The sequence below is a fragment of the Paenibacillus sp. P4_E11 genome (assembly GCF_056401635.1).
Genome location: NZ_JBFUIX010000041.1, coordinates 41,251 through 56,173, shown reverse-complemented (window position 1 = coordinate 56,173; position 14,923 = coordinate 41,251). Strand labels below are relative to the sequence as shown.

Sequence of the window (14,923 nt, the reverse complement as noted above, 5' to 3'; positions counted from 1 at the left end):
CTTCATCCCTTTTCGTATTGCGCCGCGGCCGCATAAATAACAATACAATTTATTCAAAAAAAGTAATAGACTTATGTTGATTTTTTTTATACACTATTATGTATCCATGTCTTTTTAGAGATATCCTTTTGTCCATGTGGGCTTTGGTTCGTTAACGTAATTCCCTATAGTACAAAGACCCCTTTTTTGAGGGGTCATTTTCTTTTTTCAGGAGGTATGTAGAGTTGAGACTCATCAGAAGCCCGTTTGCGAAGGCATCTCCGCCTCTTGTGGTCCTTGCCCAACCCAGCAGCAAAGCCTTTTCCAAGCCTGCTGTGAGTTTTTCCGAATTTTTAAAGGCTCCCTTTTGGGAGCCTTACCTTCAAATCAAGTGCCTTCCGTTGTCACCTCAGCTTTTCACCAATTAGCAGCTTAACTCCGTAAATCATCCTCATGCTTCCCATACTCTTGTTCCTCTCCATTGTTGTTCAACTCGCTCCTGATCAGCCGCAATTTTTCATTCATTTTACCCATGAAGTTATTAGGCGGCGGTAATTCATGATCGCTGAACGCATTTTCTAAAATTCCGTTTTGTTCATTTAGGATCATGTCTGTTGGAAGTTTGCAGATATTATTTCCATTCCAATCTTGAGCAATATCCCAATGAAGTCTATTCGAATAGCACAGTAGGTCTATATCAAAGATGGGATCAAGCGAAACCCACTTGCCATCGATGAGAATGACAGGGAAAAAGTGGCCTACCGGTTGATTCATAAAGATGGGCAGCACCTCCTTTGAGAGATACGGCTGCAACACGTCCAGTTTAATATGACAAAGCTTAATGCCTGCTTTTATGCCCTTTTTTCTGCATAGACCCGTAATCAGATTCGTTTTATGGTAACAGTGACCTTTCTTATTCATAACGGTATCGCTGATTTTATCTCTGAAATCGCAGAACTCGAACTTGATCTCGTCTCGGGCGAACCGAAAAACATTTGTCAAAAAGGTGGAATCCGTACTGTCCGTATTCAGCTCATGAAACAGATCTTCGATGGCTTCATTGTCGTAATCGATAATCGTCGAACTCGATAAGTAATTCATAGGCAATCATCCTTTCAAAGTTGAAATAAGAGGAGTTACCATCCTAACAGCGAATGAAGATAGCAACGATTTCTAGCATTTTGGGAAAGGGGCTCCATGCATTTGCCGAATCAGTCGTCTATTTTTCACCCCATGTTGGCTACCAAAATGAGGATTCCGCAAAGTCCGCTTTATGTTGTCTACAGAGATCGATTGATAGAGAAGATGCTCCGGGCATTGCCGTGCAAGTTATCTATTGTTGTCGCCCCTCCGGGGTTCGGCAAATCGATCATGATAAGCGAATGGCTGCGTCACTCGCCCGTGCCTCTTCAAGCAGCATGGCTCTCGCTGGATCAGGGGGACAACGATCTCCAGCGCTTTTGGAGTTATGCCATAGCCTCAATCGAAGACGTCCAGCCTGGAGCAGGTCACAAAGCGTTATCCTTTCTCCAATCTTCCATGACGGTTCCGATCGAGCATTCCATCATTCTGCTTATTAACGCTCTTCATACGATTTCGAATAAAGTCGTCCTTGTATGGGATGATTATCATTTGTTGGAGTCGGAAGATATTCATCGATCTGTATCGTTCTTTCTGGAACGATTGCCGGAGCAAGTTCATCTTTGTATCATCAGCAGAAAAACTCCGCCATTGCCCTTAGGTGCCTTTCGCGCCAAAGGTCAATTAATTGAAATCGGGATTGCCGATTTACAGTTTAACGAAGATGAAATTTCTTCTTTCTTGCTACAGCAGATGAAGATCTCCTTGACGAGGGAACAAATCCATCAGCTTGCCTCTCGAACGGAAGGCTGGATTGCCGGCATTCAACTGGCCGCATTGTCCAATTCAGGCAATTTGAATCAAACACTGGCCCAATTTTCCGGAGACCATCGCTATATCGTCGACTACTTAATGGAGGACGTCATTCTTCAACTTCCCGAAGCGATACGGACGTTCCTGTTTCAAACCTCGATTCTGGAACGCATGAACGACGATTTGTGTGCGGCAGTGACCGGAACGCCCAAGGAACTGCAGCTGTTACAATTCATCGAGAAAGCGAATTTATTTCTCATTCCGCTTGACGGCGTGAACCGTTGGTACCGTTATCACCACCTTTTTGCCGACTTCTTGCGCAGCCGATACAAACAACTAGCAGGTCAAGAGATGCTTTCGCTGCATCAAAAGGCAAGCGCGTGGTTCGAACAGCATGGTTATATGGAGGAAGCGATTGAGCATACCTTGCTTGCCTCGGATGATGCGAAAGCAGCCGAACTCATTCAACGACATGGGGTCGTATTGTTCAAACGGCGACAATTGGAGACGCTGCGAAATTGGTTTGGCAGGCTGCCGGAATCGATTATAGAATACCCGGCCATGCTTATTATCCGAGCCTATACGGAACTATTGACTGGGAGCAAAGTCAAAGCAGGCGAGTACATCGAGAGGATGGAGCGATTGGCGGCGGAAGCTTACCAAGCCGATCCTCATTCCGTGACGGCAGCGCAATTGCAGGAAGAAACCAATAACATTGCCACATTCCAAGCCTGGCTGTATGGGGATTTTGACACGGCTTTCAATAGAATCCATCAGTTGTATTCGCGGGATGCATTGCCAGGTGATGAAGTGGCGCGGTTATTGCTCTTTGATATTATCGATATCAGCGGCGGTAWGGTACCTCTGATTAGCGGACACTACGGTTTTTACGGAAAAATGAAAAAGGCTGCGGATATCCACAACTTATACGATGCCTTTATTCGGAAGCATCGACTGGCAAAGTGGCACTTCGTCGCTTATCCGTATACGGCCATGAGTGAGATCCATTATGAGAACAATCATCTGGAGCAAGCGTTGCAATACGCCGACTCCGCCATTGCAGCTTCCGAAATGCACGGGAGCTTCGGCGCATATGTCCCGGCAGTCATCGTAAAAGCTCGTATAGAACGGGCAATGAGCCGTCCTCTGCAAGCTGTCGACATCCTTAACTCGGCAATGAGCAAGCTACAACAAGAGAATGCGCATCTGTCGCATGGGTATGACTTATTGCATGCTTATCTGATTCGATGTTATATAGAGAACGGCTCCATCGAGCGGGCTGAAGAATGGCTGCAAAGCAGCAATTTCAGCAAGGATATAGAGACTGTAATCAATCAAGAGTTTGAAACTTCGACCTTGATTCTCATATTGTTAGCCAAGAAGAAATTTACGGAAGCCCTGGACTGGACCGAGCGAATGCTGATAGCGGCGCAAAATAAGGATTCGACGATGACGAAGCTGACTAGCTATTTGTTCCTGGCGGTCATCTATGACGGGATCGATGACACCTATGCCTCCATGATGAACTTGCACAATGCGCTTACTTTAGGCGAACGAGAGGGATACCTTCGTACCCTGTTGGACATAGAACATGTTTCTAGCAGCCTTTTGGACAAATATGCGTCTTTGCGTAAAAACAACTATATGCCGGAAATACAAACAGCCGTCTCAATGGGCTACGTGAAGAAGCTGCAATCGCTAGGCGGTGCAAGACAGGAGCGGGACGTAAGCGATCATAAACAATCGGGATCATCGTACATGCTCACGCCAAGAGAACGTGAAGTTTTAAAGCTGACGTGCCTAGGCTTATCTAACAAAGAAATCGCAGAACAGCTGGTGCTGACCGTCGGTACCGTCAAGCTTCACCTGAATCGGATCTATGGAAAACTAGAGGTGAAAGGACGCATTCAAGCCATACAGAAAGCGCAGCAACTTGACTAGCACGATTATTTGAAGTTATTTGTCCGTTTTCCCATGGTGGATTCCTCCTTATTAAATGCAGAATGGTTGTTACAAAATGAATTGTAACAATGGAAATCTTAACCGAAGTCTATCCCCGGTTATATATGCCGGTTATATCTTTGTGGCAAAACGAACAGGGCTCCCTCAGGAAAGGGAGCCCCTTTTACGGCTGGGCAGTGCTATAATTATCGTTGCTTGTGTAATCCTTTCCCATAATAGAACGCGACGAGAATGGCGTACCAGATCGGACCGATAACTAATGAAACGCGCGTTTCCGGGAAGTAGGCCATCAGCCCGATTACGCCAATCAGGAACGCAAGCGTGAGGTATGAGCTGTAAGGAGCCCACGGCATTTTGTAGGACAGTTTACTAATCTCATCGTTGTTCAGGCTTTTGCGGTATCTCAGTTGGGAAACGAGTATGATCGCCCAAGTCCAGATGGCGCCGAACGTCGCGATGCTGGTCAGCCATGTAAAGACTTTCTCCGGCACCAAATAATTGAGCGCGACTCCGACCAGCAATACGGCACCCGATGCTAACGTGGCCATACCCGGCACGCCTCTTTTCGTAATCCGGCCAAAGCTGGCGGGCGCTTCTCCCTGCTGGCCCAGATTAAAAAGCATGCGCGCCGTACTGAATATCCCGCTGTTGCAGGAAGAGAGCGCGGCCGTAATGACGACGAAATTGATAATGCCGGCAGCGAATGGAATGCCCATTTTCTCAAATGTCATAACAAAGGGGCTTCCCGTTGCTCCGATTTCGTTCCATGGATAAATCGACATGATCACGAACAGCGCCCCGACATAGAAAATGAGAATGCGCCAAAAGACGGAATCGATTGCTCTGGAAAGTGACTTCTTCGGATTTTTCACTTCGCCTGCGGTGACGCCAATCATCTCAATGCCAAGATAAGCGAACATGACCATCTGCAATGACATTAAAACCCCGGTGAAACCGTTTGCAAAGAAGCCGCCATGGCTCCACAAATTGCTGATGCCGACTGCCACGCCCCCGTTGCCGAACCCGAATAGAATCATCGCAAGTCCGAAACCAATCATCAGAACGATTGTGACGATCTTGACGAGCGCAAACCAGAATTCCAGCTCTCCGTAAGCTTTAACGGCAATTAGATTGACCAACGTCATGATGATCAGAGCGGCCAAAGCCCAAATCCAGCGGGGAACGTCGGGAAACCAGAATTCCATATAGATGCCGACCGCCGTAATTTCCGCCATGCACGTCACAATCCAGAGAAACCAATAATTCCAGCCCGTTAAATACCCGAAGATCGGTCCAATATACTGTCTTGCATAGCGGCTAAACGAGCCTGCTACCGGATTTTGGATTGCCATTTCGCCTAGCGCCCTCATGATAAAAAATATCGCTAAACCGCCAAGCGCATAAGCTAACAAAATGGCCGGACCCGCGAGTTTGATGGCCGAAGCGGAACCAAGGAACAGCCCGACGCCAATCGCGGCCCCCAACGACATTAAAGTAATGTGCCTTTGTTCAAGCCCCCGATGCAGCTCTGTTTCATTTTGATTTTTCATAATGTCTCCCCTTAATGAAAATATTATTTATTTGGAAGCGCTATCAAATACCTGTGAAATTATTCCTCTAACCAATGGGGCAACCGGATGACGTATAAATTTGCGGTCTGGAGCCAAACTTAAAGAACCGCGAAACTTATGGAGCCATCTTATCACAATCATCTTTCCCGGTTTTTGTTCTATTTTCAGAAATAAATCCGTTTTCTTTGTTATAATCAACAATAAAAGGCTCGGGAGAGGCCTTCAAAAGGTGTTGTCCATCTTGAATGAGAATCACGATCTTTTTAACAGAAGCTTCGAAAGCTTGGAGGCGCTGGCCGATACGATCAGCGAAGTCCTGCATAATCCCGTTACGATCGAAGACGATAATCATCGTCTCATCGCCTATAGCTCTCACGAATCGCAATCCGATACCGCTCGGGTGGCGACCATCATCGGCCGCCGCGTTCCCGAGAAGGTCATTCGAGCTTTATGGCAGGAAGGAATCATGCAGCGAATTATGGAAAGCGATGAACCGGTCACCATTTCCGCAATCGAGTCAGTCGGTTTAGGCGATCGGCTAGTCATGGCCATTCGCAAGCAGCATAAGATTCTCGGCTATATTTGGGTGCTGGAAACGGACAAAAGGCTGGGCAAAGAAGCCACCGACAAGCTGAAGAAAGCGGCGCATGCAGCCACGACGAAGCTGCTGCAGCTTCAAGTCAAGAAACGTAAAGAAGATAAAGGACACGAGGATTTCTTCTGGCAGTTGCTGACCGGACACTTGACAACAAGCGCCGAGATTAGGGAGAAAGCTGCTACGCTCGAGATCGAATTGCCGCCACTGTATCGAATCATCGTCTTGGAATTCGAAGCGGAAATTCAAGACAAGCAGCAGCAGATCGAATATATGCTTACGACGACGCAGCGGGTTTCCATCTTATTTCATACGATAAAACATAATCAGCTCATTTTGCTGTCCGGGCTGAAGCAGCGCCAGAACGGCAAGGAATCCGATTTCGGCCATTTCGAATACTTGTTCGAACAAATGCAGCAGCGGTTCGGCTTCTCGCCCTCCGGCGGGGGAAGCGGCTCCGTTTACGACGATTACACCCTGGTGGAGCAAAGTTATCGGGAAGCGCTAACGGTGCTGCGAATCAAGCAGCAATTTCCTCATGAAACCCGGAACGTTTACGATTATCCGACGCTCGGCTATTACCGCTTTCTTCCGGCTTTGCTCGCCGAAAGCCGCACTCACCCCATCGAGAATCAGTGTCTGAAGAAGTTGCGGGAGTATGATTCGGAGCACAACAGCGACCTGCTGCATACGTTGGAAGTGTTTTTGTCCTCCGACAGCAACGTGAAAGCCGCAGCGGAGGCGCTGCACGTTCATATCAATACGCTGAGTTACCGGTTGAAACGGATCGGAGAAATCGGCGGCATCGACCTGGACAACATGGACCAGAAGGTGACCGTTTTCCTTGATTTCAAAATACGCAAGCTGAACGGAGCGACGCTTTTGTGAATCTCCACAACCGTTCCCAATCAATTTGTTGTTCCCACACAAAGTAAAAAAGCGTTTTCACCCTTATACTTGGCTGAGAAGTCCAGTAAAGGGGGAAAATCAGATGATTATAGGCGTACCGAAGGAAATTAAAAATAATGAAAACAGGGTGGCGATAACGCCTGCAGGCGTCGTCTCTTTCGTCAAAGCCGGCCACACCGTGTATATTGAACAGGATGCTGGCATCGGTAGCGGATTCGCGAACGAAGATTATGCGTCCGCGGGCGCGATTCTGCTGGAGGAAGCCGGCGAGGTGTGGGCGAAGTCCGATATGGTCATGAAGGTGAAGGAGCCGTTGCCGTCGGAATATGGCTTTTTCCGTAAAGATCTCATCTTGTTCACTTATTTGCACTTGGCGGCAGAGCCCGCGCTTGCCCGCGCCCTTACCGAATCGGGAGTGACCGGCATCGCTTACGAAACCGTCGAGGTGAACCGTACGTTGCCGCTGCTCACGCCGATGAGCGAAGTTGCGGGGCGGATGTCTACCCAAATCGGGGCACAGTTTCTGGAAAAAATTCATGGCGGTATCGGCATCCTGCTCGGCGGCGTTCCGGGCGTGAAACGCGGTAAAGTGACGATTATCGGCGGCGGAGTCGTAGGCACCAATGCAGCCAAGATCGCCATCGGGCTTGGCGCGGAAGTAACGATGATCGATTTGAGCGCGGACCGGCTTCGTCAGTTGGACGATATTTTCGGTTCGCAGATCAGTACGCTGATGTCGAACCCGCTAAATATCGCCGAAGCGGTAGCCGAATCGGATCTCGTCATCGGCGCCGTGCTCATTCCGGGCGCTAAAGCGCCGAAGCTGGTCACCGAAGAGATGATCAAAGCGATGAAGTCGGGAGCCGTCGTCATTGATGTGGCCGTTGACCAGGGAGGCATTTTGGAAACCGTCGACCGTATTACAACCCATGACAATCCGACCTACGTCAAGCACGGAGTCGTTCACTACGCCGTCGCTAATATGCCCGGCGCTGTCCCAAGAACATCCACCATCGCGCTTACTAACGCTACCACGCCATACGCATTGCAACTGGCCAACAAAGGCGTATTGAAAGCGATTCGGGATAATCATTCCCTGATGCTGGGAGTCAATACTGCAGCAGGTTTCGTCACTTATGAAGCGGTAGCCAAGGATTTGGGATACGCCTTTGTTCCGGCCTTGCAAGCGCTCGACAACGCGCTTTCCGCGGAATAACCGGTTACTCATATGCATGTGCCAAGCTATAGGGATACTTGGGCGGAAATTTCACTGGACGCGATCGCTCACAATGCTTCACTCTTGAAAGCTCATATCCGACCGGGCTGCCGACTCATGGCTGTCGTGAAAGCCGATGGCTACGGGCACGGGGCTGTCGAGACAGCCAAAGCCGCAATCGGGGCGGGCGCGGAATATTTAGGTGTTGCTTTTCTAGATGAAGCCCTTCGGTTGCGGGAAGCGGGCATACAAGCGCCGATTCTTATTCTCGGTTACACGCCGCCGCGCTCCGTTGAAGCGGCGGTTGCCCGCGATATTACGATGACGGTATTTTCCCGCGAAGTGTTGGAAGAAATCATCTTGTGTTCGGAACGGCTGAACCGTCCGGCGCGAATTCACATCAAAGTCGATACGGGCATGTCCCGAATCGGTGTTCAGACGCCTCAGGAAGCGCTAGCGCTTGCCGAACTGGCGCTTGCCTCCCGTTACACGTCAATTGAGGGATTGTTCACGCATTTGGCTGACGCCGACGGCGAAGACGATGTTTATACACGGAAACAGTTTCAAGCTTTAATGGCATTCGTCGAAGCATTCAAGCAGAGAAATATCGATATTCCGATCAAGCATTGCTGCAACAGTGCGGCTGCCATGCGTTTTCCCGACATGCATCTGGATATGGTTCGAGTCGGAATAGCTTTGTATGGTCTATACCCAGGTAAATGGCTGCAACGAGAGAATTTCCCCATCCGACAAGCCATGAGCCTGAAAACTCGGCTGTCTGCGATACGGCGCGTTTCCTCCAATCAACCCGTGAGCTATGGCTGCACATTCGTGCCGGAACGGGACAGCGTCATCGCAACGATTCCGATCGGCTATGCCGACGGTTTGTCGCGGAAGCTCTCGAACAAAGGCAGCGCGCTTCTACGCGGCCAACGCCTGCCAGTCGCGGGCCGGGTCTGTATGGATCAGACGATGCTAGACGTGACTTCGCTCCCTGATGTGGAGGTTGGAGATGAAGCTACGTTATTCGGCCAGTCGGATGGCAAGCTAATCGCCATCGACGAGGTTGCGGACTGGATGGACACCATCAATTATGAAGTCGTTTGCTTAATCGGAAAACGAGTGCCGAGGGTTTATGTCTGATGGATTACCCGATTGAACTGAAGGTTTAAGGGCCTCTTCCGCCATTATGACGGAGGGCCCTTTTTGTTGTGCGCCGGATCACCCATCAAAACAAAACCGCTCAAGAAGAAAAACTATCTTCTGAGCGGCCGCTCCGCAAATGCTCGTATAATCGAACGGTTCTCTCCAGGGGCTCGATGCCCAAGTCTCTTTTCAATTCGCTCGTGAACTTCTCGAAATGACGGATCATGGACAATCGATCACCGATCCTGGCATACAGCCGGATCATCTGCTCATTGACATCGTCCAGAAACGGATTTTTCTCGAGGATGCGGCGCAAACAGTCGATTGCTGGGGAATAGTTACGATCCGTCACATAATAGTCCGATAGTTGCCTCAAGAGCGCGATGTATCTCTCCCTGTACTGATCCTGGTCATCCACCGCCCAGAGAAAGCTATCTTCCTCCATGTAATCCCCCCGATACAGAGAGGCCACATGCTCTAGTTGTTCTACATTCGAAGCGTCGACTGCGGTCACCTCTTCCGTAGCGACCATGAATTCGTTCACATCACTCCAGAATGGTTCGATTTCCAGCCTGTAGCGATTTTGATCCGACTTCAAGAGCTCTTCAAACCCTAGCTCCAATAGTTTTTTTCGCAAATTGTATACACATGTGTACAAGTAAGTACGAGATTGTTCAAGGTGCTCATCCCCCCACAAATCATCTTGCACTTTGTCTTTATTGACCCACTGATTGCGGTTATGGACGAGATAGGCGGCTAGTTCCCGCACCTTGGCCGTTCTCCACTTCACTAGTCCATCGGGTTCCGAAAAGTGCATCCATTCGAAGCGGCCAAAGCTCTGAAAGCCTTCACCCTTCCCATTCGCCTTTACACGATTCATTGAATTGCCCCGTCGCGCTGATACTTTGGCAAGAGTCGCTCGGATTCGTTCAGCTGATGCGGGTTTGAGCACGTAATCCAGCGCATAGTATTCGAAAGCTTCCAGAGCATATTGATGGTAGGCCGTTACGAACACGACATCCGTCGCAGGACTGATCGTTAACATCCGTTCGGCAAGCTCAAGTCCATTCATTCCCGGCATTTCGATATCCAGAAAGACGATATCGATCGATTCCGTCTTCAATTGGTCCAACGCCTCTATCGGGTCCGTATAAGCTCCTGCCAAGTGCACGCTACCAATCTCGACCAGAATATTGTCCAGCCATTCCAACGCAGGAATCTCATCATCCACTATAATGGCTCTCAACATGTCCATGCCCTCCCGGAATCCTTATCGTTACTACTGCTCCTTCTCCTGCTACACTACGGATGTCCAGACCCGAACCATACACAGCCCGAAGACGACGCTCAATATTAAGAATACCTACTCCCTTCCGTCCTCCGCCTCGCTTCGTCAACAATTCGTCAACGCCCATGGAGAATCCTTTTYCGTTATCTTCGACCTCAATCGAAACATAAGTATCGTGAGACTTCACGGTAATGCTGACAACGCCCCCTTGCGGGCGGCTCATCACGCCATGCCGCACCGCATTTTCCACAAGGGGTTGGATGAGTAATGGCGGCAGACGGCAGCTAACATCATCATCAATGTTCCAAATGACCTTCAAGCGATCGCCGAACCTGGCCTGTTCGATGGCCGCATACGATCGGGCGAGCTCCAGCTCTTTTTGAATCGAAACTAGCCGTTCCCGGTTGTCGAAGTCGAAGCTTCCACGCAAATATTGACTTAATTCGGTCAGCAAATGCTGGGACTTCGCCAGATCCTTCCGGCTTACCGACAAGATCGTATTCAATGTATTGAACAGAAAGTGCGGTTTGATCTGGGCTTGCAGGAAAGCCATCTCCGCTCCGACCAAGTCGGCCACCGATTTCTTCATCGCGAGGAGGGTGTGAACCCGTGCCTTCATGACCCCTGCCTCCACCGGCTTGCCAATATAGTCGCTAGCTCCTGCATGAAAACCGGACATAATGTCTTCCGGCATATGACGAGCCGTCAGCATAAGTACGGGCAGTTCCGAGAGAGAATACTTGCGCCGAATCGTTCGACATACTTCATACCCCGACATGCCAGGCATCATCACATCGAGAATGACGAGATCAATGCGAGGCGTATGCTCCAGTCGTTGCAAAGCTTCTTCCCCGTTAATTGCCATAATGACTTGATATTTCTCTACCGATAACAGATTCAACAGTACTCTTCGATTCACCGCATCGTCGTCAACTACAAGAATCACGGGTGCCTCGGAGCGATCATTTTTTTTACGCTCAACCGGCCCGATACTACGTACTGCCGCAGGTAAACCTATGTATGTGCTCGCCGGTTTCGGCTCGACTTCTGGCTGATCGGGATAATCTACAGCTCCACTCATGGCTGCGGGTATCGTAAATGTGAATACAGAGCCTCGACCGACCTCAGAATCTACTCGCAGGCTTCCCCCATGAAGCTCAACCAACCGCTTGGTTATACTGAGTCCCAGCCCAGTCCCGCCATAATGAACGGCAATGTCTTGGTCCGCTTGCACGAATGAATCGAATATGGCTTCCTGCCGTTCCTTCGTAATACCAATTCCGGTATCCGCGACCGCAATCGACAACCAACTTCCATCCAGCTTCGCGGTGACACGAACTTCACCCTTCTCTGTGAATTTGAAGGCGTTGCCGAGCAGGTTGTACATGATTTGCGTCAGCCTATCTTCATCGGCATAGACTGCGAATCGGCCTCCTTGTAAGCCATTGATGAACCGCACGGGCTTGCTTCCTGTGAGATGTGCGAACATATCGAATATCGCTTGCACTAGCGGACTTAGTGCTATAGCCTTCGGCCTTAATATAATTCCCTCGTCCTGCTTCAGCTTGGAGAAGTCCAGTATATCGTTGACCAGATTGACCATTCGTTTGCCGCTGGACACAATGATGGAGATGTCCTCCTCCTGCTTGCGGGATAACGGTCCCGAAGCTCCTTCGATCAACGACTGTGCGATATTGACCATCCCATGAAGCGGTGTCTTCAGTTCATGCGACGTATTGGCCAGAAACTCGTCTTTCATCTTGTCGACGGACAACAGTCGGGTGGATAAGTTCTCGATCGTAGAGAACGCCCGGGTAAACTGCTTACTGAGCCATAACGCTTGGGTTAGCAAGAAAGCGATCAACAGCAGTGGAATCAGGTCATTCGTATTCGCAATTCCCATAAATTCCAGGAAGGAGAGGACCGTGCTAAGCAAGACAAGCAACGAACTGATCATCATATAGAAGGCCCCATCCATACGTCGGATCGTCCCGATCAGCATAACAAGCACAACATAGCCGATCACAGCCCCTGACAGCACGAAGGCCATCTTCATATAGGAATAATATTTGGCTGGAACGACGAGGATGGCTGCCGCTGTCAAGACGAACACGACCTGCAAGAACTTGATCCAACGAACCCTTACGATGTTCGGAAACATCGCTCGCGTATACATAAGCAGGAACAAATTCAACGCAGTGCCACTCAAATACTGGATTTTGACAAACCACTCATTGGGTAGAGCAGGTATGAATACCGCCAGCAGCCTATCTCCCTTAGTAAGCGTGTAGACGCATAATGATAAAGCGAACAAGCCGAAGTATAACCAAGACCGCTCCGTTCTCCTTAATCGGAACARGGCCAGAAAATAAAAGCCGAGCAACACAAACGCGGTAGAAGAAACAATGTCATGTACGATGTAAAATTGATGGTAGGCGGCAACCTTCATCTGCTCGCCGACAACAATCGGCCCTACTATGCCACCACCACTATAATGAAAGTTGGACACCTGGACAATAATTTCCGCTGCGGCATCCTTTGCCATGAAATAACGAACATAAGGCACATTGCGAGCAACAGATTGCCCTTCCGTTAGACCAGGTTCGCCGCTGGATGCCAGTTCAACTCCATTCACGAATAAGCGATGCGCGGTCCGAATATTGCCGACACGGATGCCATTTGGCAATTCAGACTCCGTCGGTAGCTTGACAAGTAATCGGTAGGTTCCATATCCTCGCTGCGGCATGGTTTCACCATCCACCGAGAACTTGTCCCAAGTGTCCGGTACGCCGATGTATCCRGTCAATTGTGGCTTCACATCTGACGCCGCTGATGCGTGGAAATCTTCTGGCCGCAGCAGCTGGTTCTGATAAAACTCCCACTCCCCATCAAGCTTCAGCAGCTTAGATTGGGTTGCGTCCACACCCGTAAGATCGGCTACTCCCTTAATCGAGACGGCTCCATTATGAGGCAATACCCGCTGGATCGAGAACCAGTATACGGCTGATGCGACTACAACTAACGTTAATGCGATAACTACCATTGCCACGCTTCTACGCATCTAACTTGCTCCTCTTGCACGGTCCGAATGATTGGCCCTATTATATCATGGGAATATCAGGTTGTGGTTGAGTTTCATTTGCGATCCATAGCGTTGTACGTTGAATTCTGCCCCAAAAGAAAAAGCACCTTTTCAGGTGCGGGCTATCTGTATTCGTTTGAAGTTAGTTTTCAATAATAATATTGTTTAATTTGAGATTGACCTGGTTCGCAAGTGTATCTCCAACTGGGCACGTCTGCTCCAAAAATTGCACAAATTCTTCAACTCGTTCTCTTGGGGCATCGGTCTTGATATGAAAGTTATAGCGAATATCAGAATAACCAGGACGGACGTCTGATTTTTTGAAGAAGCCATCCAGGTCCAGATCACCTTCAACTTCTACCCAAAAATCATCGAGACGAACATTAAACTTCTTGGCATATACTCGCGCCACGATCGATTGGCAGGCCCCCAAAGCACCAAGCACCGCTTCTACAGGGTTCATACCCGTATCGGTTCCACCCAAACTTTTTGGTTCATCAATTGTAAATTCAAAATTTCTAGAACGTACTTTGACAACTACACCTTCTTGTAAATGGGCTGTAGCTTTAAATGTCGTAATTGGCATGATGATTTCTCCTTTAAAAATAGCTTTTAAGAATCTAACAAAATTATATCATATAATCCCTATCTCGTTAATGAGTTTTATTTTATATCAAAAAAAAGCAAGAACTACACGGTAGGATTACGATTTTCGTATGACGCAATCGACATTCACGATTGAGTATTTAAAATCAAGGCTATGTTAAATTCTATTATTGATTCTCAACAAAAAGAAAACCGCCCACTAACAAGACGGTTAATTAATCATTGAACAAACTCAACTTTTCTATGTCTTGAACCGTTTCAGGACTTAACTTATACAAATAAGTCATTCCTTTCTGAACTGGTGCAATTTTAACTTCTTGTTTCTCTTTATTAACCCAGGCAAAATAAGATTTCATTACATCATGTTTAACTGTTGGGTCAAAGTAAATCACCTCTAAGGAATAGTCTTCATCAGGGGTTCGATTTGGAGTAAGTGGATTCAGAATTTCATCACTTTTTTCTGAATTTTCAATTGCATTCACAATGATTGAAATTTGATTTGAATTCTCCAATATCTTGTTAAATCCTTGTTTGTTATGTATTGATACAAACCTTATATTCTCGTGTTCTAAAGATAATGTCTTTAGATCTTTTTCAGTACATGCAATCAACAGGATGCTTATTGATAAAATGGATAATAGCAGTCCTACTATTTTTTTCAACATTAATCACCTCA

General features: G+C 48.3%; 10 protein-coding genes. 4 read left to right on the top strand and 6 right to left on the bottom strand.

Features of this window, described 5'->3' with window-relative positions; all coding sequences use genetic code 11:
• Positions 1-411: 411 nt before the first annotated feature.
• The gene (locus AC1DWB_RS16890) at positions 412-1,080 is read right to left on the bottom strand and encodes a transglutaminase domain-containing protein (protein WP_477542245.1); all 669 of its coding nucleotides are present in this window, start codon (positions 1,078-1,080) and stop codon (positions 412-414) included.
• 96 nt (positions 1,081-1,176) lie between these two features.
• On the opposite strand from AC1DWB_RS16890, the gene AC1DWB_RS16885 reads away from it, so the two are divergent.
• Complete coding sequence (locus AC1DWB_RS16885; protein WP_477542244.1) at positions 1,177-3,813, top strand: winged helix-turn-helix domain-containing protein; 2,637 nt, start codon at positions 1,177-1,179, stop codon at positions 3,811-3,813.
• A gap of 206 nt (positions 3,814-4,019) precedes the next feature.
• Here AC1DWB_RS16885 and AC1DWB_RS16880 read toward each other — a convergent pair whose 3' ends face one another.
• Positions 4,020-5,384 (bottom strand): amino acid permease, encoded by a 1,365-nt coding sequence (locus AC1DWB_RS16880; RefSeq protein ID WP_477542243.1) that lies wholly within the window; start codon positions 5,382-5,384, stop codon positions 4,020-4,022.
• Positions 5,385-5,646: 262 nt separating this feature from the next.
• On the opposite strand from AC1DWB_RS16880, the gene AC1DWB_RS16875 reads away from it, so the two are divergent.
• The 3 genes from AC1DWB_RS16875 (at position 5,647) to alr (ending at position 9,268) form a co-directional block, all read left to right on the top strand.
• Entirely contained in the window at positions 5,647-6,888 is a 1,242-nt protein-coding gene (locus AC1DWB_RS16875; protein ID WP_477542242.1) for a PucR family transcriptional regulator, read from the top strand.
• 103 nt (positions 6,889-6,991) lie between these two features.
• A complete protein-coding gene (gene ald, locus AC1DWB_RS16870; RefSeq protein ID WP_477542241.1) occupies positions 6,992-8,125 on the top strand; it encodes an alanine dehydrogenase in 1,134 nt (377 codons plus the stop codon).
• Positions 8,126-8,137: 12 nt separating this feature from the next.
• Positions 8,138-9,268 (top strand): alanine racemase, encoded by a 1,131-nt coding sequence (gene alr / locus AC1DWB_RS16865; RefSeq protein WP_477542240.1) that lies wholly within the window; start codon positions 8,138-8,140, stop codon positions 9,266-9,268.
• 100 nt (positions 9,269-9,368) lie between these two features.
• Here the strand turns inward: alr and AC1DWB_RS16860 are convergent, their stop codons facing one another.
• The 4 genes from AC1DWB_RS16860 to AC1DWB_RS16845 form a co-directional block, all read right to left on the bottom strand.
• Positions 9,369-10,520, bottom strand: coding sequence for a response regulator (locus AC1DWB_RS16860; RefSeq protein WP_477542239.1), 1,152 nt, complete (start codon positions 10,518-10,520; stop codon positions 9,369-9,371).
• Entirely contained in the window at positions 10,495-13,620 is a 3,126-nt protein-coding gene (locus AC1DWB_RS16855) for a hybrid sensor histidine kinase/response regulator (RefSeq protein ID WP_477542238.1), read from the bottom strand. The genes AC1DWB_RS16860 and AC1DWB_RS16855 overlap by 26 nt, the downstream gene beginning before the upstream one ends.
• A 163-nt stretch (positions 13,621-13,783) precedes the next feature.
• On the bottom strand, positions 13,784-14,227 hold the full coding sequence (locus tag AC1DWB_RS16850; RefSeq protein WP_477542237.1) for an OsmC family protein: 444 nt from the start codon (positions 14,225-14,227) through the stop codon (positions 13,784-13,786).
• A 235-nt stretch (positions 14,228-14,462) separates the two neighbouring features.
• The gene (locus AC1DWB_RS16845) at positions 14,463-14,912 is read right to left on the bottom strand and encodes a YhfM domain-containing protein (protein ID WP_477542236.1); all 450 of its coding nucleotides are present in this window, start codon (positions 14,910-14,912) and stop codon (positions 14,463-14,465) included.
• Between the last annotated feature and the right edge of the window lie 11 nt (positions 14,913-14,923).